The organism is Pseudomonas peli, assembly GCF_050563605.1.
In the GTDB taxonomy this organism is placed as follows: domain Bacteria; phylum Pseudomonadota; class Gammaproteobacteria; order Pseudomonadales; family Pseudomonadaceae; genus Aquipseudomonas; species Aquipseudomonas peli_A.
The window spans coordinates 1-328 of the sequence record NZ_JBNXUH010000361.1; the positions used below are offsets into that span (position 1 = coordinate 1).

Annotated in this window: 1 protein-coding gene; it reads right to left on the minus strand. The window is 61.6% G+C overall.

Translation table 11 applies throughout. The features are described 5' to 3' along the window. Nucleotides 1-140: 140 nt before the first annotated feature. Nucleotides 141-328, minus strand: a 188-nt coding sequence (locus ACQ4LH_RS21985) for a hypothetical protein (RefSeq protein WP_430699021.1), incomplete at its 5' end; no start/stop codon positions are given.

The window sequence follows — 328 nt, forward strand, 5'->3', positions numbered from 1 at the left end:
ACCCCGCCCCGTGCGGGGTTTGTCGTTTAAGGCGGCCTCGCGCCGACCTTTCCGCCGGCCGTCCCGAGCCTGTCTCTTCTACCCCTCTGACGCTGCCGACGACGCTCCACGAGTGGCGCCCTCGGCGGCTGCGGTGGTCTTCAAAACCCACACAGACCCGTGCAAGGTTTGTCGTTTAAGGCGGCCTCGCGCAGACAGTTCAGCAGGCAGTCCAGAGCCTGGCTCTTATACACATCTGACGTTGCCGCCGACGCCCCACGCGTCGACGCTTCACGAGTTGCGACGTCGTTGCAAACACAAACATCAAATAAAAAAAAACTCTTCGGGC